Raw genomic sequence first — 17,783 nt, forward strand, 5'->3', positions numbered from 1 at the left:
ACAGTTTGACTACCTCATATCCTCCTTGGAATCATTCTGAATCTTGAAGGGGGAGTCTTACTGCCCATTAGACTGCGATAAAGCTATCAAAGAAAGGATGGTTACACATGTTTGTACTAGAAGCCAAAAAAATTCATAAAAGCTACGGCAATAAATTTAATAGGCAGGAAGTATTAAAAGGAATTGATCTGAAAATTGAAACGGGTGAATTTGTAAGCATTATGGGCGCTTCAGGTTCAGGGAAGACCACTCTTCTCAATGTACTCTCGTCTATTGACAGTGTAAGCGGCGGAGAAATCAAGATTGAAGAAAAGGAAATGACAAGACTGAAGGAAAAGCAGCTCGCCCAGTTCCGCAAAAAGCATCTCGGGTTTATTTTTCAGGAATATAATCTCCTGGATACATTGACAGTGAAGGAAAATATCCTTCTCCCCCTTTCCGTAAGCAAAACACCAAAAAAAGAAGCCGATGAAAAGTTTGCAGCAGTTGCGGGTGAGCTCGGAATATTCGAGTTAAAGGATAAATACCCTAATGAAATTTCCGGCGGGCAAAAGCAGCGGACTTCCGCAGCTCGTGCTTTCATACATGAACCAAGCATCATTTTCGCGGATGAGCCGACAGGTGCGCTGGATTCGAAATCAGCATCAGACTTATTGAATAAGTTAAGTGATTTAAATCAGAAAAGGAAAGCAACGATTATCATGGTCACCCATGATCCTGTGGCGGCAAGCTTCTGCAGCCGGGTTATTTTCATCAAGGATGGCCAGATCTATACTCAGCTGAATAAGGGAGATCAATCAAGACAGTCTTTTTTCAAGGATATTATGAAAACACAAGGCGTTTTGGGCGGTGTGCAGCATGAGCATTAATACCATCATCCTCCGCAGCCTGAAAAAGAATCTGAAAAATTATTATCTCTATGTGTTCGCACTCATTTTCAGTGTCGCGCTCTATTTCGCCTTTGTCACCCTTCAATATGACCCATCGATGTCTGAAGCAAAAGGATCGATAAAAGGTGCAGCAGCAATCAAAACAGCCTCTATCCTGCTCGTGGCGATTGTTTCCATCTTTCTTCTGTACGCAAACACTATTTTTATCAAAAGACGAAGCAAAGAAATCGGGCTTTTTCAGCTGATAGGAATGACAAAAAATGAAATTTTCAGGCTTCTTAGCCTGGAAAATCTTATGCTGTATTTTGGTTCCTTGATCATTGGAATCTTTATCGGTTTTTCGGTTTCGAAATTAATACTGATGGTCCTTTTTAAGTTGACAGGGGTTGAAGGAATTGCATCATTGCACCTTTCAAGTGAGGCGCTTTTGCAGACTGTCATCGTCTTTACGGTTATTTATATTTTCATTATGCTGATGAACTTTGTTTTTATCAAAAGGCAAACCATTCTATCTTTATTCAGGGTGGTTTCAATTGCAGAAGGAAAAGTCAAAAAGCTGTCCATGCTGGAAATGATATTGGGCGTGCTTGGTTTAGTCCTGATCATAACCGGCTATTATATCTCTTCCCTTTTATTTGGCGGGGATTTCACATCCATGAACGAGCTGTTCCTTGCGATGGTGGTCATCCTGGCTTCCGTTATCATCGGAACCTATCTTTTCTACAAAGGATCGGTAAGCTTTATCGCCAGCCTGATCCGCAAAAGGAAAGATGGGTACCTGAATGTTAACGAAGTGCTTTCATTGTCCTCCATCATGTTCCGCATGAAGTCGAGTGCACTGCTTTTAACGATTATTACAACTGTCTCCGCTCTTGCGATTGGGCTGCTGTCCTTAAGCTATATTTCTTACTACTCAGCGGAAAAATCAGCCCAGGATAGCCTCCCCTCCCACTTTTCGTTTACTGATAAGGAAGATGCAGGGAAGTTTACAGGGAGACTTCATAAAGAAGGATTAGAGTATATGGAAAAAAGTATTGAGTTATTGCATGTGGATGTTGATATGGAGGACATTCTAGATGTCAATCTGGAAGAAATGAATTTTGATTCACCAAACATGATCTTGCCGGTTGTAAGCGAAACATCCATAGCTGGCATTAAACTTTCTCCAAAAGAAACCGTGCTGACAGGATATAATGATGCCCTTCAGAAATTCATGACGCTCAAGGACTCAGGAGAACTCGAGTTCATGGGAAAAACAAACACGATTAAACAAAAATATTTAGGGTTAAAAAAAGATTTTGTTCTCCCGTTTTATTTTACATCAGGCGGGCTGCCGGTTGCTATTGTGGATGAGAAGGTATATGAAGAGCTGAAAGCTGACCTTAATCCTGAAATTCAGGATGAAGATTCGATTTTCATCGGAGTGGATATAAAGAATGAAAGCGATATTGAAAAAGCCAATACACTCTTCAAAGAGATGGAATTCAGCGGCAGAGCCGATTCCCAGCAAGAGATGAGCACAAGGCAAAAAATGAACATGGGACTGATCATGTTTATTGTCGGTTTTCTCGGTTTAACCTTTTTGGTCACTTCAGGCTGTATTCTATATTTCAAACAAATGGATCAGAGTGAGGATGAAAAACCAAACTATACAATCCTGCGGAAACTTGGCTTTACACAGGGAGACCTGCTGAGCGGAATTCAATCCAAAATGGCTTTCAACTTTGGAATTCCGCTTATCGTCGGCCTTCTGCACAGCTACTTTGCCGTACAATCCGGCTGGTTCTTCTTCGGAAGCGAGCTTTGGATGCCGATGATCCTTGTTATGGTGCTTTACACAGTGCTTTATTCGATTTTCGGAATTTTGTCTGTGATCTATTCGAAAAAAGTGATAAAAGATGCACTATAAAATAGAAAAACCGCTCAGGTATTCAGGCCTGAGCGGTTTTTCGTTTTAGTCGGTTATATTTGCAGTTTTCCAGAGCTTGTTTGTCAGTTCCCAGTGTTTTTTTGCAGGTTTTCTCAGTTTATTTGCTAATTTTGCGGATTTGTTTGCAATTTCTTCGCAACTATTTGCAACTTGTCTCATTTTTCATTAGCTGCGATTCAACAATTAACTTATCCAGTTCCCTGCTTAATTTCAAGGTCATTTCATCAGATAGTCCCCTTGAATAAATGCAATCAATCATAGCTTGCCTGGTCTGTTCAATTGCCTTTATCAATTCCATTTCTTATCCTTCCAGAAGCGGAATTCGGGATTTATACTTTTTAACCAGCTCGCGGTTATGCTGTTCTGCTCCGTCTACATTGCCGCTTTTAAAGATTGGCGGCTCGAACCCGTTTGCAATCATCACTTCCACAGCTTCCGCCATCAGGCTGTTTACAATCGCAAAGCCAATAATTGATGAGGCGGACCCAAACCGGATCCCCAAAGCCGAATGCTCCATCAATGCGTCCCCTGGTTCTATATGGTTGTCGATCGTCAAATCCACAGATGAATATAGGTATTTTCCGTTTTTGTGCCGGGAGGATTGAGTATTCGCGTAACGCGGGGATGTGATTCCAATAACAAATGCTCCACTCTCTTTTGATATTTCAGCTACATCAATCGGGACTGGATTCCGTCCTGATGTTGATGCTGCGATGACGACATCACCAGGCCGGATATCAGCATTTTCCATAAAGCTTCCCGCAAGATCATTTTGTTTTTCCATTAAAGAGGAACGGACCGCACCCTTATGAAGCATTAAATCCTCTACAAAAATAGGCTTAATCGGGGCCAGCCCGCCTGCCCGGTAAAACAGCTCTTCTCCGAGCATATGAGAGTGTCCGCATCCAAATACATGGACAATTCCATTGTTTTGAATACACTCAGCCAAAGCACGGGCGGCATTTTTCATTTTTTGACCTTCTTCTTTTTCTACAAGGGTCAATAATTCTTTTACTTCATTCAGATATTTCTCAAGCATTGCTACTACCCCATTTATACAGAGACTTTTGATGCGCTAAGAGCCGCTTCATCGGCAATCACTTTCACGTTTGGATGATTTTTTAAGATGGATGCCGGGAAATGTTCATTAACACCATTTCCAAGAAGCTTTTGAATGGCATCCGCTTTTGCTTCACCTGAAGCGAGAAGAAGGATCTCCCTGCTCTGCATGATCGTTGAAATTCCCATTGTAATGGCTTGTGTCGGCACCTCTTCAATTGTATTAAAAAATCTGGCATTGGCTTTAATCGTTGAATCGGCTAAATCAACAATGTGAGTTATAGATGAAAAAGGCGTGCCAGGCTCATTAAAGCCAATATGTCCATTATTGCCGATACCCAAAATTTGCAGATCAATGCCGCCATGGTTTTTCAGTTTACTTTCGTAATTACGGCATTCTTCTCTTAAATCCTCAAGCGTCCCATTGGGGACAAAAGTATTTTCCTTCTGTATGTCCAGATGATTAAACAATACTGAATCCATAAAATAACGGTAGCTTTGCGGATTTTCCCCAGAAAGACCGATGTATTCATCCAGATTAAAAGTTGTCACGTTTTTATATGATGTTTTATTGCACCGGTGATCTTCAATCAACCTTTTATAGGTTCCCACAGGAGTGCTTCCGGTTGCCAATCCCAGTGTTGCATCACGATGCTGGCGGACCTTTCTGATGATATAATCTGCTGCGGTTTTACTCATTTCTTCATAGCTGGTTACTTTAATAATCTCCATCATGAGTTTCCTCCTTGCTTAAAAAGCTGAATAAGAATATATTTGCACTTTTAAATGCAAAATATAGTAATTAAATAAACCCATTTATATTAAATATCGTATCACCTTAAAGTATAGTTGTCTATACCAATTGCATTGTTAGAAAAGTCTTAACATAAGAACGAAAATCCTGCTCTTTAGAATTTTTTCTTTTAAAATGGTATAGACAACTATATTTATATTTTGGTATGATTACGACAGTTTAGTAAAACGCTTTCTTATTCATTATTTTTTATTAAGGAGAGATCTATATGTTAGGATTCTTACAAAGAATTGGTAAAGCATTAATGCTTCCGATTGCCGTCCTGCCTGCCGCAGGTCTTCTGCTCCGCTTTGGACAAGATGATTTATTGGGCATTCCGTTTATCGCTAATGCCGGCAATGCCATTTTCGACAACCTGGCACTTATTTTTGCTATCGGGGTTGCCATGGGATTCGCGAAAGACAGCAATGGAGCAGCTGCCCTTTCAGGCGCCATCGGTTTTCTTGTATTAACAGAAGGGGCAATTGCCATCGATGAAAATATAAATATGGGAGTACTGGGCGGTATTATTGCCGGTATTATTGCTGGATTATTATATAACCGCTTCCATGATATCAAACTTCCGGATTGGCTCGGATTCTTCAGCGGCCGCCGCTTCGTTCCGATTATTACTTCCGTAACCATGATTCTGCTGGCTGCCATCGCAGGTTTTGCCTGGCCTCCAATCCAGGGCGCAATCGATTCATTGGGCAACTGGATTATTGGTCTCGGCGCTTTGGGATCAGGGCTATTTGGATTCTTAAACCGCCTGCTTATTCCTTTAGGTCTTCATCACGTATTAAACAGTTTATTCTGGTTCCAATTCGGCGAATTTGAAGGAGTTAATGGAGATATTGCCCGCTTCTTCGCCGGAGACCCGTCAGCAGGCGCGTACATGACTGGATTCTTCCCTGTTATGATGTTCGGTCTTCCAGCTGCAGCATTTGCGATCATTGCAGCAGCTAAGCCTGAAAAAAGAAAAGCAGTATCAGGAATGTTCATTGGTCTTGCCCTAACTTCATTCCTGACTGGTATTACGGAGCCAATCGAGTTCTCATTTATGTTTATCGCACCGCTTCTATATGGAGTGCATGCCATCTTAACCGGTGTTTCCATGTGGGTTACCTCTCTATTGGGCATCCGCGATGGTTTCACATTCTCAGCAGGCGCACTCGATTTTGCGCTTAACTTTAATATCGCTGAAAAGCCGCTGCTGCTATTGGGAATTGGCGTTATCTATGCGATTCTTTACTTCGTTATCTTCTATGCCTTAATAAAAGCGTTTAACCTGAAAACACCTGGCCGTGAAGATGAAACAGACGTAGTTGAAGAAGAAGAAGATGCACCTGCCAGTCAGGGCAATAATAAGTATGAAGTTATGGCCAGCCATTTTATCAAAGATATTGGCGGTGCTGACAACATCACTTCCATTGATAACTGCGCAACACGCCTGCGCTTAAATATTGCTGATATGGAAAAGGTTAAGGAAAGTGCTCTGAAGGCACATGGTGCAAAAGGAATCATGAAATTAAGCAAGACAAACCTTCAGATCATTGTTGGAACAGATGTGGAGTTTGTCGCAGATGAAATGAAGAAAATAAAGAAGTAATGACTAAAAAACAGTGTCCTCTTCCGGACACTGTTTTTCTTATAGCAGTTTTATTTCAGGAGGAAGCTTTGTGGAGCACAGTATTTCCAGCTCTTTTAAACGCTTTAAATTATAAGAGGACCCTTCCATTAGCAATTGATCTGCGAATGCCGGATGGCACATAACTTCCACTGTTTCCCCGTCCTCCGCCTTTTCTGCCAGCATGCTGAAATAATCTTCCTGTATGCCATCTCCGTAAAAATCGAATAAGCATCTGTTAGAATAGCTTTTGACCCCTTCAATCGGAAAGGCGCCATTAACTCTGAAAGGGAGATCGTATTTATTGGACAGGCTTTGTACCACTGGGAGAAACTCTTCGCGTGTGTGAACGTGATGATGGCTATCCAAATGGGAAGGCGCAAGACCAGCCCCGATAAAACGGTCAATCTGTGCAGTCCACTCAAGCTCGAGCTCTTCTGCTGATACTTCGTCCAAATCTGCCTGTGATCTGAAGTATCCATCTTTATTCGTTAACGTTTTTAAATGGGATAATAGCGGCTTCCCGCATGTCAGGACTAAATGGACGCCAGTTCGTAAACCTGGGTATTGTCTGGCCATTGCCAGGGCTTGTGCGGTTCCGGGCATGTTCATTATCATGGTGGCGGAATTGACAATTCCAAATAGGTGGCTGTGCAAAATTCCATAGTTAACTCCGGGACTATAGCCGAAATCATCAGCATTAACAATGAGCTTAATCATGGTTATTTTCCTCCGGTTACATAGCTGCAAGGCAGCATGAATGATCTGCTGCCCTGCCAATTTTTACTTTAATTGCTCTGTTCTTTTTTTATTGCGCCTTTTTTTAAGTCTTCCACTTGCTTTTTTACGCTTTCGGGAGCTGATTTTGTCTTGATTTACTCTAATTGCACTGTTCTGTTTCTTTATTGCGCCATATATAAGTCATTTGCGTCTGAACCTTGCTTTTACTCTCTCTGGACCTGATTGCGTTGTGATTTATTGAAATTGCGGCAAATAGCTACGATGGGCTTCGAGCATTTCATCCAGTATCTTTTTAGCTGTCTTGTCGGAACCCACCAGCGGATTGATTGTCAGCGCCAGTAGAGCAGTATTATAATCACCAGTCAGGGCCGCTTCAATGGTCACCCTTTCAAAGGATTTAATAGATTGAACCAGTCCCCTGACTGAAACTGGGAGTTCTCCGACCGTTAACGGCTTGGGCCCGTCTTTCGTTATCATGCAGCTGACTTCAACAGCTGATTCAGAAGGAATGCCTGCAATGGCACCATTATTTCGGGTGTTGACCGGCTGTATATCTCTTTTATCAGTATAGATGGAATGAATCAGCCTGCATGCTGCATCACTGTAGTAGGCCCCTCCCCTTTTTTCCAGCTGAGGCGGCTTTTCAGCAAGATCTGGATTTTGATATAACTGGAACAGCTCTTCCTCCAGCTTTTTAACCACTTCAGCCCGAGTTCCGCCTTCTGATGCTGCCTTGACTTCTTCTTCCACCATTTCACGTGTTTTATAGTAATAATTATGGTAAGGACAAGGAAGCACGTTCAATGCCTGGAGAAACTCCGGTTCCCATCCCATCGCATGGATATTTTTCATCGTGATCGAATGTTCTTTGTCCGTAAGCTTTTTCAGCAGCTCTTCCTTGACGCTCACACCATCGACATAGACATCGAGCCCGTATACGAGGTGGTTGAGTCCCGCAAAGTCAATTCTTACTCTGCTGTGATCCACATTCATTAACTGAGCTGCACCCATCTCCATCCCAATGGGCACATTGCATAAACCAACCACTTTTTTGATATTGCTGTATCGCAGGACTGCTTCTGTAATCATACCTGCCGGATTGGTAAAATTGATGAGCCATGCGTCAGGGCAAAATTCTTCCATTTCACGGCAGATCTCCATAATGACCGGAATGGTTCTGAGTGCTTTGAAAAATCCTCCCGGGCCATTGGTTTCCTGGCCCAGCACTCCATATTTCAGAGGAATTCTCTCGTCTTTTGCTCTTGCCTCCAAAAGCCCGACACGGAATTGAGTTGTAACAAAATCGGCACTCTTAAGCGCTTTTTTCCTATCTAAAGTAAGCTGAATCTGTATGGGAACCCCGGCTTTTTCAACCATCCGCTTTGCCAATTGGCCGACAATCTCGAGCTTATTTCTGCCTTCCTCCACATCCACAAGCCAAATTTCCCTGACAGGCAATTCCTGATGTCTTTTGATAAAGCCTTCAATTAATTCCGGTGTATAGCTTGAACCTCCGCCTATTACGGCTATTTTTAAACTATCTGGTTGCTGTGCCATTCGTTTACCTCTCTTAGTCAAGTTTCTTGTATAAGTCGATAAATTCCTGTGCCATATCTTTAACAGTCAGTGCATTCATCAAATGATCCTGGGCATGGACAAGAATGATGGGCAGATCGAACTGAGCCCCGGAAGCCTCCCCCTGAATTAACTCAGTTTGATGTCTGTGTGCCAGCACGAACTCCTCCTCGGCTTCCCGGATTTTTGCTTCCGCTGCTTCGAACTTTCCGGCCTTTGCTTTCTGGATGGATTCCATTGCCAGACTTCTGGCATTCCCGCTGTGCAAAATAAGCTGAAATGAGATTTGATAAAGCTTTTCTTTATCCATTCTTTAACCCGCCTAACCTTGAGTTGTTGGTGTTTGTTCTGTCTGCTGCCGTTTCAGTTTCTTTTCATCTAGTTTTCCTGTTACATATACGAATGGAAGATAAATGGCAATGGAAATCGCTAAATTCACAAGTGCCAGCACTGCACCGGAGATATGCCCTCCTGTAGCAAGATAGCCGCCAATACCTGCAGGCGTCACCCAGGGAATACTTGCCACAACGACCGGATAAACAAGGCCCCATTTAATAGCCAGATAGGCCACTACAGTCATGATGACCGGTGCAGAAATAAACGGGATTAACCAGATTGGATTTAACACGATCGGAAGGCCGAATAATAATGGTTCATTGATTTGGAAGATTCCAGGCGGTGTTCCCAATGCCAGCATTTGCTTGTGCCTCTTTCGTCCAGCAATAAACATGGCAATGATGAGGCCAAGAGTTGCTCCGGAGCCGCCGAGATAGACGAAGGCATCCAGGAATGGACCTGCCAGAATGGCATACTTATCAAGATCTGCTACACCTTGGGCATACAAATCTGTATTTTTAGTCCCGAGAGATGTGAATAAAGGCGTTGTAACTCCTCCAAGAATATTAGGCCCATGAAGGCCAACCGCCCAGAAGCCATGAACAAGAAAGACAATTAGGATCGCAAATGGCAGTGAATCAGCTGCATTTGTCAAAGGTGCGACAAGGGTTGCGTTAAGCCAGTCATTCAAGAATTCCCCATTTGTCATTTTTCTGAATAGAAGGCCTGCTACTCCAAATATGAAAATCGTCAGCATGCCCGGCACCAATTTTGCAAATGCCCCTGCAACGGCAGGAGGTACTCCATCCGGCAGTCTGATAATAAAGGCTTTTACCCTGGTCAGACGTATAAATACTTCTGTTGCAAGAAGTGCCACCACAATACCTGTAAATAAAGCTGTAGCATTAAAGTATCCATAGCCAATGAACCCCCAGACGCCTTCCGTATCCGGCACCTGGCCAACCTGAGGGACTAAGAGGAAGAAGCAGGCTGCAGCAACCAGCATGGCCTCGAATCCATCATCCCCATAGGATTTGGCAAGCCTGTGGGATATGCCAAACACGGCGAATATAGTCAAGAAAGCAAACGTGCCCCACCAGATATCCCCGCCAAGTGTTTTCCAGGACTCACCGAAAATACTTTCCATGAGCCTGCCGTATGGCTTAATGATTTCCCCCAGATTATTAAACAGGACAGCAAATGATCCCACCATCGTGATGGCGATCATCCCAATCAATGCATCCCGGATAGCAAGCAAATGCCTGTTGTTGCCGAATTTCATAGCATAAGGCATGATATATTTCTCAATAAACGTCATCATCACTATTCACCCTTTATTAATGACATAGCTTGCTTTAATACTTCCTCCCCATTGCATAAACCATAATGCATTGGGTTTATGGGAGCTACAGGAATCCTGCCGCCTGCCTCCTTCTTCAATTGCTCGGTCATAAACCGAATCTGCGGTCCCAGCAGCAGTACATCTGCTGAATCAATATGGCTTCTAACCTCTCCGTTGCCGACAGCCCAAATTTTACAGTCGATCCCCTGGCTTTCAGCGCTTGCCTGCATTTTTGTCACTAGAAGACTAGTAGACATTCCAGCCGAACAGCATAACAAAATATTCATGATTGACCCCCTTTACTTTGTAAACGATTTCAAAATAATAGAATGATTGCTTATCCTAATAGTACCATCGATAAAACAGATTATTCAGTCAACTAAGAAGAAAAATATTCCCTTTTTGAAGTCATTCACCTCCCATCAATATCCTATGCTTGAAATTAATTGTAATGACAAATATTTAATTTTTCAATACATTTTTAAAATTTGTTATTACAAGTTAATTTATAATTGATATGACAATAAGTTTTATGGAATAATAGAAAGAAGAACAGAGTAGGAGGAACGGGTATGAAAGACGGTTTCACCGAGGATAGTGCCCTTCACTTGAAGGTTAAAGAAAGCATTCTTGAACTTATTGGAAATGGAGAATACAAACCGGATACAAAATTGCCGACAGAAGCGGAGTTTTGTGAAAAATATGGAGTCAGCCGGACGACCATTAGAACAGCACTCCAGCAGCTGAGCTCCGAGGGCCATATTTATCGCCAGCAAGGCAGAGGCACATTTGTATCAAGCAATAAAGTTAAGCAGCGGCTGACTTCTACAGTCGAAAACTTTTCAAAGCAAATGGCCATGCAGGGAAAAAACCCGCTTATAAAAGTAATAAATCTCGAAGTCATCCCTGCCGATCCCTTTCTAGCAGATGTCTTTGAGCTGTCAGAAGGCGATCCGGTCAATGTACTCGAACGGATCAGATATGCGGATGACGAGCCGCTTCAATATGAAAAAGCCTTTCTGCCATGGAAAAAGACCCCCAGCTTGAACCGGCAGGCCTGTGAAAAATCCTTATACAATTTGCTGCAGACTCAATACAACTTAAAAATCAAAAAGACAGTCGAGCATTTAGAAATCGCATTCCCGGAAGAGGACATTAGCGGTCTGTTAAAAATCAAATCTGAAACACCATGCTTCGTTCTTGAAACCTATGCCCATATTGAAGATGGAAGCTTAATCGAATACTCCAAAACGATGTTCCGCGGGGACTATGCGCATTTTATTATTGAACGGAATTATGAATAAAAGTTTGGCGGAGGATACTGTAAATGCGGGAAGTCTCTTGTTGGCGGCCGAATGCCGGCCTGGTTTGGACAGCGTGAACAGCAATTTCGCCTATACTGTCCGGATGCGGGTCTAATTCGGACAACATCTAAGCAATTTGGACTTTGCTGTCCGAATGTGTGTCTGGTTCGGACTACATCTACAGCAATTTGGACTTTACTGTCCGAATGTGTGTCTGGTTCGAACAGCGGGAACAGCAGTTTGGCCATTACTGTTCAAATGCAGGTCTAATTCGGACAGCACGAACAGCGCTTAGGCTTTTGCTGCCCGAACAGCATATAAAAAGTTTTATAAGTATCCTCACTTTTTTTTATTTGATAGACTAATAATGGATTAGTTTAGCATAATGACTCATACCACTTTATTGCCTTCATCTCCATTTTCCGCACCAGAGCTTCCTTCCCCTTTATGTATGCCTCAATGTCTAAGGGGTACTGCTTCGCTAACTCCATTTTTAAAGCTCCATATTGTTTTGCTTCATTTACGTTCAATCTTAAATAATCACGAAAAGCAAGATACCGGGTAATATCAGGACTCCCTTTTCCGTAGATATGGACATGATGGGTCCGCTGATTGCCTCCTTTCTGAAAGTACCGCCGGCCAGGCAGACCGTTTTCTCCACGTGGTTCATACCCAAGAGAAATCATTTGTTCATTAAAGCGATCAACCATCTCAATATCGCTTACGATAGGCATTATATCGATGACCGGCTTTGCTGCCAGACCAGGAATGGACGTGCTTCCTATATGATGAATATCTAGAATCTCTCTTTTAAAAATTTTCTTGAGGAGCGCTGCCTCGCTTTTAAATAAGGATGGCCAATCGGGATTATATAGAGTAACTGCCACTTTCCTTGTCATGGTTTCCTCCTAACTTGAAAACTTCTACTTTAGCCTCATCAAACAGGCCCATAAAAAATCTTCTCCAAATAGATTACTAGGCTGCTGAATCTTTTTCATTTTTCTAATCTCCATGAAATGAAAGTCATTTTGAAAGATCACTTTCAAGCGTTCTTCTGTATACCCAATGCCTCCCATTAAGCTGCCGTGTTGATATACCTCCCAGTCCGGAGTAGGAAGCGCGCCATCCGTATTAAAGCTAACAAGTCCGAACTTTCCGCCGGGCTTCAGTGCAGCTTTGATTATTTCCAAATATGTCAGCCTTCTATGCGGGGGAAGATGATGAAACATGCCGCTGTCATAAATAAAATCATAGGTGTGAGGTTCAAAATGGAAATCAAAAAGAGATACATGTTTAAAATTTATATCGGCTTGTGCTTCTTTTGCTCTTTCAGCGGCCCATTTGATCGCCTTTTCGGAAAAATCAATGGCATCCACCTGCGCTCCATTTTTCGCCAGAAAAATGGCATTCCTCCCTGGACCGCAGCCAATCTCAAGGGTTTTTTCCGGCCTTAAGCCATTTTGAACATATTCATAAAGGTTTTCATCTGGCCCCTTCGCTATGAAAAATGGAATCTCTTTGTCCCGGTCTTCATAAAAATTTTCCCAGAAGGCTTTTGGTTCTCTTAACAATCCATCCAGCATTTCCAGTAAATCATCGTAATGTAAAATCGCTTTCTCCATGGCAATGCCCCCCTTTCCTTTATTTTACTAAAACCAACATAATCAAGGATTACAGCTCCGTTAAAAATAAATTATTTATGCAAAAATGATCTGCTGACCCTTCATTATTTTTCCAATTAGAGATTCTGTAAGGGGGTATTTTCAAAAAAATAGTCTAATAAATACTTAAAGTCTTTTAACATAAGAAAACGCCCGGAAATGCTCCCTATGCACATTTGCCGATTTTCCCCCTATACTGCTTCGTCATATTCGTAACATTTCTGAAATAATTTCTTCTTAAAACTTGTCCTTCATTTAGAGTAGCTCACATATAATGACTGACAAGAAGGTATAGGAGGTACATGATGTTTATTTTTCTTGATAAAGCGATTCTTGGGATGGCGATTCTGCGGATTATTTCTGGAGGCATAGAAATTTTTGTTGCACTATTGATTATAAAAATGAATGATATCGAAAAAGCACTGGTTGTGAATAGTTCACTTGCCCTGATTGGACCGCCTGTGCTTCTGTTGACGACAGTGATCGGATTAACTGGAATGGCAGATAAAGTTTCACTAAGCAAGATATTATGGGTACTTTGCGGAGTTGGCTGCATTCTTTATGGGGTAAAAGGCAACTAATCCAATAAGAACAAGAGCTGTAAGGACAGCTCTACTTCTGATGTTTCAGCAATTCCGAAACCGTAGTCATATGGTAACCCTGCTCTTTTAATGAAGAAATAATTTTCTTAACAGATTCCAAAGACTCTTCTCGGCTCTCATACATGACATGAAGAAGAATGATGGAGCCTGGTTCTATGTTCTCAGCCACAAGCTCCGTGATTTTATCGGCATCCCCTTCTATTTCCGGATGACTTTCAGGCTCAATGTTCCATAAAATCGTCTTGCGCTCCTGTTTATATAGGTAGTAAGGAAGAAAAAATAGTTTTTTTCCGTATGGAGGCCGAAAATGAATTTCTCCCTCATAACCTGTCTGCCTGATCAAATCATCTGTTTTCTCAATTTCATCTTTAATAAAAGAGGGAGATTTTAAAACCATCCGTGTATGAGAATATGAATGATTGCCAATTTCATGCCCTTCTCCCGCAATCCTTTTGGCATCGTTCATATGTTGCTCAATCTCATGCCCTGTCAGGTAAAAAGTGGCCTTAATTTCTTCTTCCCGCAGAATTTCCAATACTTCCTCCGTATTGACGCCTGGTCCATCATCAAATGTTAGTGCTGCCACTTTTTCCTCTGTTTCTGCTTTATTTACAAGGCCGCCGAAAAACTGAAAGTTCCTTGACTTGGAAATTTCAAACAGCAAAAAGCAAATCCCCATAAACAGAATGATAGAAATACTGATTTTTAGCAGTTTTTTCATATATCCTCCTGACAGCAATAGTTTCAGGGTAATTATAATTTCTATATAATAAAAAAACCAGCCCCCGATTGGAAACTGGTTTGATAATATAAGTATGGAGCCGCTCTTGCCGTAACTGTTATAAGAAAGTTTTAAACCACCACTCCTCAAAGTGGGTGTCCGCAGAAACATTCCTTCATGTCCTCCTTGTCATATAGACAGAGGCTTGTCATTCCTGTTCCGATGTTAAACTCCCTATTTCAGCTTAAAGGTTAAAACTTTAGTATGATTACGTACAATGCAGCTTGTTTTATTATAATAAAATAATAAAGTGATGATTTCAATAGAAATGTTTTCCTGCTCCTTAAAACCCCTGCCAACACTGCTCTATACGAAAATAATGGTATTTTTTACAATCGAAACCTCTGAAAATATCGTATAATGCAGGTTAAACAACTTAACAATAATAAAGAAAGACTATTTAGGTTGTGTATAAAGGGGGTTTAACAATTGGGAAGAAAATTCGAAAGAAATCTATTGCGTTTGTTATTTATATTTGGAATTATGTCTTTCTTTAATTTGATTAGAAAGCCCCCATTGAAGGAATGGCTTATCATATTCTTTTTAAAAAGCTATATTGCCACCTTTTTAGATAATCTGTTAGTGCGTAAAGGCTATCTAAAATACCCGGTAAATCTGTTTAAAACTTTTGATGTCAGCGTGCTATTCAGCTATATAATATTCCCGGTAACGTGTGTTTATTTTAATCAGCTGACCAGGAAGAATGGACTTAAGGGGATTTTGTTAAAGTCCCTGATCTTCAGTGCACCTTCAGCAATGGCTGAACATTTTCTTGAAAAATATACTCAGTTAATCAAATATAAAAAATCATGGAACTCATACTATAGCTTTATATCCATTATGGCAACTTTTTTATTGACACGCGGAATGATGGGTTTAATTCGTAAATCTTCGGAAAACCAACAAACACCAGCTTCATAATAATCGGGAACTGGTGTTTTTTATTTTTTCACTAAAGACTTCTTATCTTCCCCAAAGTTGGGTGGTGAAGCATTCCTGGCAAGAACTCCTTTATCATAAAAACTGTCATACTGTTTTAAGATATCTTTCACCTCAGCGACGGAAGGGATTGACTCATTTGCAGAGTATGTAAGATAGTAGTTTTTGGTGTTATTCCGATGGATTATCCATGTGAAAAATTTGATCGCAAAAGCATGTGTATTGTGATTTCATAAGTTCGGCATCTGCTTTCCGCCCCATACGGTCATTTTCTCCCCATTCCCCTTCCTTTTCTTTATTTCGCCATTTAGTTCGGCATAGATAAAACCCGGTGCTTTTCCCATCTGATTCATTACCAATTATGTCAGCACCTGACTAATAAACAATTGAATAAAATTTAATCCTTCCCTCTTGTCAGGGTGATATTGCCTGTTCAGGCAGCACTTCCGGCTTATCGCCCCACACCAGCGTATTTGATCCGTCAATTTCCTTTAATGGCTTTGCTCCATTACCTTCCCTTCTGAATCGGTGAAAAATACCCAGATATATAAGAGTTCTCCAAAAGGAAGAATATTTCTTTAAAAAAAGGAGGCTAAAGGAGGCCTCCAATTGGATTATCGATCAGTGAGATCGGTTAATTCAAGAAACTGAACAGTGGCTTGATCCCTGTCAATCCGGGCTTTGAGCTCCAAGTGATCCAGCTGGTAGGTTAACTCTTCACACTTGGCAGATTCATAACAAGTTACCGTTCTTGTCTTGTTAGCATCACCGTATATTTTTACTACTTCATCCCTGGTAAAGGGAAGAGCAGGAAACATACGCGGGCTTAAATATTCAGGATATACAGCTAGACTGCCTATTGTACCATCCTTCTTATTTAAGGTTATCCTTAGCCCTGCTCCATCACCCTGATAGTAAAGGCTTTTAATATTGAGCTGGGTTTCAGTCTTTTTTGGCTTGCCCATTCTGGATGCTATCTCATCATAAGAATCTCCTGGCTTTAAGCCAAAAATATGAAGAGCTTCTTTGGAAAGAATGAAGGCATCTTTAATTCCTGCCTTTTTGACTGCCTCTAGTTGCTTCACGGCATTCTTTTTATCTTTAAAAGCACCTGCCTGCACACGGTAATAGGCTTTGCCATCAATGACAGCAGTACTAATTGCGGCAGCGATCTCTTTTTTCTTTAATAGTGCTGCCCGCTTTTCCGCATTCTCTTTTTTGCTGAAAGATCCGGCAATAATCTTATGATATCCAGCCTCCTTACCGGAAAGAATGAGGCGCTGCCCCGGATAGATTGTCGTACCTGTTAAATGATTCAGATCCGTAATCTGCGCCACACTCATATGATGCTTCTTAGCCAGGGAATATAGTGTATCCCCTTTATTCACCACAGCTATTTCTTTATCTCCGCCGTGGTCCGCCAAAACTGCTCCCCCTGAAAAAATAACCGCCAGAGAAATGAATCCCGCTGCTATTGCCTGTTTGATTTTTTTCATTATTTTCACCTCACTATATATGACGAAGGGAAATAATGGATGTCGCAGAGGGACGAGCCTATTTTGAAATTGGGCAAAAGCGGTGGATATAGTTTTCCTGCATTTTTTTGGCGTTATTTACTCGGATTAACTGCCATTTTTCTTCAGGCAGCTCTTTTCGGCTTTATTCTTCAGGATTAACTGCCATTTTCCTAAGACAGCTCTCTTTCGGCTTTATTCTTCAGGATTAACTACCATTTTCCTAAGACAGCTCTCTTTTCGGCTTTATTCACTATGATTAACTACCATTTTCCCTAAGGCAGCTCTCTTTTCGGCTTTATTCACTCGGATTAACTACCATTTTCCCTAAGACAGCTCTCTTTTCGGCTTTATTCACTCGGATTAACTACCATTTTCCTAAGACAGCTCTCTTTTCGGCTTTATTCACTATGATTAACTACCATTTTTCCTTAGGCCGTTCTCTTTTCGGTGTTATTCATTCGGATTAACTACCATTTTTCCTTAGGCCTCTCTTTTTTGGTCGTTATTCACTCTGATTAACTACCATTTTCCCTAAGACAGCTCTCTTTTCGGCTTTATTCACTATGATTAACTACCATTTTCCCTAAGACACCTCTCTTTTCGGTGTTATTCATTCGGATTAACTACCATTTTTCCTTAGGCCTCTCTTTTTTGGTCGTTATTCACTATGATTAACTGCCATTTTC

General features: G+C 41.4%; 20 protein-coding genes and 1 other RNA gene. 7 read left to right on the forward strand and 14 right to left on the reverse strand.

Features of this window, described 5'->3' with window-relative positions; all coding sequences use genetic code 11:
• The first annotated feature begins 107 nt into the window (after positions 1 to 107).
• Together ACR42H_RS13810 and ACR42H_RS13815 are read left to right on the forward strand one after the other, a co-directional pair.
• Positions 108 to 869 (forward strand): ABC transporter ATP-binding protein, encoded by a 762-nt coding sequence (locus ACR42H_RS13810; RefSeq protein WP_113881128.1) that lies wholly within the window; start codon positions 108 to 110, stop codon positions 867 to 869.
• Complete coding sequence (locus ACR42H_RS13815; protein ID WP_436371212.1) at positions 859 to 2,799, forward strand: FtsX-like permease family protein; 1,941 nt, start codon at positions 859 to 861, stop codon at positions 2,797 to 2,799. Before ACR42H_RS13810 ends, ACR42H_RS13815 begins: the two co-directional genes overlap by 11 nt.
• A 160-nt stretch (positions 2,800 to 2,959) precedes the next feature.
• Here the strand turns inward: ACR42H_RS13815 and ACR42H_RS13820 are convergent, their stop codons facing one another.
• From ACR42H_RS13820 to nagB, 3 genes are read right to left on the reverse strand one after another with little or no spacing between them, the layout of a single operon-like run.
• On the reverse strand, positions 2,960 to 3,118 hold the full coding sequence (locus ACR42H_RS13820) for an aspartyl-phosphate phosphatase Spo0E family protein (RefSeq protein WP_243856067.1): 159 nt from the start codon (positions 3,116 to 3,118) through the stop codon (positions 2,960 to 2,962).
• 3 nt (positions 3,119 to 3,121) lie between these two features.
• Positions 3,122 to 3,859: an SIS domain-containing protein gene (locus ACR42H_RS13825; RefSeq protein WP_436371214.1), complete on the reverse strand. Its 738-nt coding sequence runs from the start codon at positions 3,857 to 3,859 to the stop codon at positions 3,122 to 3,124.
• Between the two features lie 14 nt (positions 3,860 to 3,873).
• Entirely contained in the window at positions 3,874 to 4,611 is a 738-nt protein-coding gene (gene nagB / locus ACR42H_RS13830) for a glucosamine-6-phosphate deaminase (RefSeq protein WP_181782252.1), read from the reverse strand.
• A 290-nt stretch (positions 4,612 to 4,901) separates the two neighbouring features.
• Here nagB and nagE point away from each other — a divergent pair, with 290 nt between their 5' ends.
• The gene (gene nagE, locus ACR42H_RS13835) at positions 4,902 to 6,281 is read left to right on the forward strand and encodes an N-acetylglucosamine-specific PTS transporter subunit IIBC (RefSeq protein ID WP_436371215.1); all 1,380 of its coding nucleotides are present in this window, start codon (positions 4,902 to 4,904) and stop codon (positions 6,279 to 6,281) included.
• A 39-nt stretch (positions 6,282 to 6,320) separates the two neighbouring features.
• Here nagE and chbG read toward each other — a convergent pair whose 3' ends face one another.
• The 5 genes from chbG to ACR42H_RS13860 form a co-directional block, all read right to left on the reverse strand.
• On the reverse strand, positions 6,321 to 7,019 hold the full coding sequence (chbG, locus tag ACR42H_RS13840; RefSeq protein ID WP_436371217.1) for a chitin disaccharide deacetylase: 699 nt from the start codon (positions 7,017 to 7,019) through the stop codon (positions 6,321 to 6,323).
• A 255-nt stretch (positions 7,020 to 7,274) separates the two neighbouring features.
• Entirely contained in the window at positions 7,275 to 8,597 is a 1,323-nt protein-coding gene (locus ACR42H_RS13845; RefSeq protein ID WP_436371219.1) for a 6-phospho-beta-glucosidase, read from the reverse strand.
• A 13-nt stretch (positions 8,598 to 8,610) separates the two neighbouring features.
• On the reverse strand, positions 8,611 to 8,925 hold the full coding sequence (locus tag ACR42H_RS13850; protein ID WP_436371221.1) for a PTS lactose/cellobiose transporter subunit IIA: 315 nt from the start codon (positions 8,923 to 8,925) through the stop codon (positions 8,611 to 8,613).
• 12 nt (positions 8,926 to 8,937) lie between these two features.
• Positions 8,938 to 10,272: a PTS sugar transporter subunit IIC gene (locus ACR42H_RS13855; RefSeq protein ID WP_436371223.1), complete on the reverse strand. Its 1,335-nt coding sequence runs from the start codon at positions 10,270 to 10,272 to the stop codon at positions 8,938 to 8,940.
• A 2-nt stretch (positions 10,273 to 10,274) separates the two neighbouring features.
• Positions 10,275 to 10,580 (reverse strand): PTS sugar transporter subunit IIB, encoded by a 306-nt coding sequence (locus ACR42H_RS13860; RefSeq protein ID WP_113881137.1) that lies wholly within the window; start codon positions 10,578 to 10,580, stop codon positions 10,275 to 10,277.
• Between the two features lie 285 nt (positions 10,581 to 10,865).
• Here ACR42H_RS13860 and ACR42H_RS13865 point away from each other — a divergent pair, with 285 nt between their 5' ends.
• Both ACR42H_RS13865 and ACR42H_RS13870 read left to right on the forward strand, forming a co-directional pair.
• A complete protein-coding gene (locus ACR42H_RS13865; protein ID WP_113881138.1) occupies positions 10,866 to 11,597 on the forward strand; it encodes a GntR family transcriptional regulator in 732 nt (243 codons plus the stop codon).
• A gap of 51 nt (positions 11,598 to 11,648) precedes the next feature.
• On the forward strand, positions 11,649 to 11,867 hold the full coding sequence (locus ACR42H_RS13870; RefSeq protein WP_134177216.1) for a hypothetical protein: 219 nt from the start codon (positions 11,649 to 11,651) through the stop codon (positions 11,865 to 11,867).
• A 107-nt stretch (positions 11,868 to 11,974) separates the two neighbouring features.
• Here the strand turns inward: ACR42H_RS13870 and ACR42H_RS13875 are convergent, their stop codons facing one another.
• The gene (locus tag ACR42H_RS13875) at positions 11,975 to 12,496 is read right to left on the reverse strand and encodes a GrpB family protein (RefSeq protein ID WP_113881139.1); all 522 of its coding nucleotides are present in this window, start codon (positions 12,494 to 12,496) and stop codon (positions 11,975 to 11,977) included.
• A gap of 24 nt (positions 12,497 to 12,520) precedes the next feature.
• Positions 12,521 to 13,219 (reverse strand): class I SAM-dependent methyltransferase, encoded by a 699-nt coding sequence (locus tag ACR42H_RS13880; RefSeq protein WP_436371226.1) that lies wholly within the window; start codon positions 13,217 to 13,219, stop codon positions 12,521 to 12,523.
• A gap of 344 nt (positions 13,220 to 13,563) precedes the next feature.
• Here ACR42H_RS13880 and ACR42H_RS13885 point away from each other — a divergent pair, with 344 nt between their 5' ends.
• Positions 13,564 to 13,839 carry a YqhV family protein gene (locus tag ACR42H_RS13885; RefSeq protein WP_436376920.1) on the forward strand — a complete coding sequence of 92 codons (276 nt, stop codon included), beginning with the start codon at positions 13,564 to 13,566 and terminating at the stop codon, positions 13,837 to 13,839.
• A gap of 31 nt (positions 13,840 to 13,870) precedes the next feature.
• On the opposite strand, the gene ACR42H_RS13890 is transcribed toward ACR42H_RS13885, so the two are convergent.
• Together ACR42H_RS13890 and ssrS are read right to left on the reverse strand one after the other, a co-directional pair.
• Positions 13,871 to 14,581: a polysaccharide deacetylase family protein gene (locus ACR42H_RS13890; RefSeq protein WP_436371228.1), complete on the reverse strand. Its 711-nt coding sequence runs from the start codon at positions 14,579 to 14,581 to the stop codon at positions 13,871 to 13,873.
• Positions 14,582 to 14,674: 93 nt separating this feature from the next.
• Positions 14,675 to 14,870: non-coding RNA, 6S RNA (gene ssrS, locus ACR42H_RS13895), on the reverse strand.
• A 200-nt stretch (positions 14,871 to 15,070) separates the two neighbouring features.
• Here ssrS and ACR42H_RS13900 point away from each other — a divergent pair.
• Positions 15,071 to 15,562: a CBO0543 family protein gene (locus tag ACR42H_RS13900; RefSeq protein ID WP_113881142.1), complete on the forward strand. Its 492-nt coding sequence runs from the start codon at positions 15,071 to 15,073 to the stop codon at positions 15,560 to 15,562.
• Between the two features lie 248 nt (positions 15,563 to 15,810).
• Here ACR42H_RS13900 and ACR42H_RS13905 read toward each other — a convergent pair whose 3' ends face one another.
• Both ACR42H_RS13905 and ACR42H_RS13910 read right to left on the reverse strand, forming a co-directional pair.
• Positions 15,811 to 15,939 carry a hypothetical protein gene (locus ACR42H_RS13905; protein ID WP_436371230.1) on the reverse strand — a complete coding sequence of 43 codons (129 nt, stop codon included), beginning with the start codon at positions 15,937 to 15,939 and terminating at the stop codon, positions 15,811 to 15,813.
• A 255-nt stretch (positions 15,940 to 16,194) separates the two neighbouring features.
• Positions 16,195 to 17,076 (reverse strand): LysM peptidoglycan-binding domain-containing protein, encoded by an 882-nt coding sequence (locus ACR42H_RS13910; RefSeq protein ID WP_436371232.1) that lies wholly within the window; start codon positions 17,074 to 17,076, stop codon positions 16,195 to 16,197.
• Between the last annotated feature and the right edge of the window lie 707 nt (positions 17,077 to 17,783).

The organism is Cytobacillus sp. BC1816 (genome assembly GCF_051353635.1).
GTDB classification, from domain to species: Bacteria; Bacillota; Bacilli; order Bacillales; family Cytobacillaceae; genus Cytobacillus; species Cytobacillus oceanisediminis_C.